The following is a 1221-nucleotide window of genomic DNA, read 5'->3' as shown; positions in this document are numbered from 1 at the left end:
GCAGTGCGGAGCCGGGCTCGAGCGTCACGGCACCCAGCAGGTCCGCGGACTCGCGGATCAGATCGAGCGCGCCGGCGTCCCGGGCGGTCCGCGTGCGGCTGCCCGCCCACGACGCCAACCTGCTCGCCGAGGCGGTCCGGTCCCGGGTCCGGGCCGGGCTCCTGGTGATCGACGACCTGCAGTGGGCCGACCCGGCCACGGTCGCGGCGGTGGGCGCGCTGGCCGCGCACACCCGGGTGGCGGTCGCCCTGCGCACCCCGCACCGCCTACCGGCCGAGGCCGTCACCGCCCTGCGGTCCGCGGCGGTCGGCTGGCTGACCCTGCCCCCGCTGGACGCCAGTGCCGCCACGGGCCTGGCCCGCCGGGTGGCGCCCGGGCTCGGGGACGCCGGGGTGGCCGAGGTGATCCGGCGTGCGGGCGGCGTGCCGCTGGCGGTGATCGCCCTCGCTCGGCACGCGGCCGCCGGCCGGCCCGCGCCGGCCGATCGTGGGCCGGACACCACGGGCGCGCTCCCGGTGGCGGGCCCGTCTGCGGAGGTGGACCAGGTCGCGTACGCGGTCGCGGAAGCCCTCGCCGACCTCACCCGCCCGGCCCGCACCGCGATGGCCGCGCTCGGCCTGCTCGGCCGCCCGGCCGACCCGGCGCTGCTGGGCCCGGGCGTCGCCGAACTCCGCGACGCGGGCCTGGTCGTCACGCTCGCCCCAGCGGCGGACCAACGAACCAGCGTCAACGCGGCCGGCCCCGCCGATCCGGTCGAGGCGGACGGCGACACCCCGTCGGCGATCGAGGCGGGCGACGGGCTGAACGGTGGCACGGCGGCCGAGCGGCCGGGCGGTGCCACCGCCGCGGTCAACGGCCATGACGCCGGCCGCGGCGCGAGCGCCCTGGTCGCACCCGCGTCTCCCTACGTCGCCGAGGTGGCGGCGGGGATGCTGGACCCCGCGTCCCGGGCCGCACTGCACCGCCGGCTGGCCGACCTGACCCCGGACCGCGAGGCGGCCCGCCACCTCGCCGCCGCGGGTGACGACGCGGCCGCCTCGGCCCGCGCGCTGGCCGCCGCCGACGCCGCGAGCACCGCCGGTGAGCGGGCCGAGCTCCTGCTGCTCGCCTGCGACCTGCCCGGCGCCTTCAGGTTCATGCGGCCTGACGACTTCGCCTGGGCGCCGATCGACTTTCCCGGCATCGCGTACGAGGACGGGCGCCTCGCCGACGGCATGCAGG

1 pseudogene is annotated in these 1221 nt (G+C 80.0%); it reads left to right on the top strand.

Annotated elements, in window-relative coordinates:
- Positions 1-92: 92 nt before the first annotated feature.
- A pseudogene (locus tag AB0H87_RS41925) lies at positions 93-1221 on the top strand (hypothetical protein); the annotation flags it as partial.

It is taken from the genome of Asanoa sp. NPDC050611 (assembly GCF_040654855.1).
GTDB lineage: Bacteria > Actinomycetota > Actinomycetes > Mycobacteriales > Micromonosporaceae > Asanoa.
Note: the sequence above shows the minus strand (reverse complement) of the source record. Positions and strands in the feature narration are given on the sequence as shown.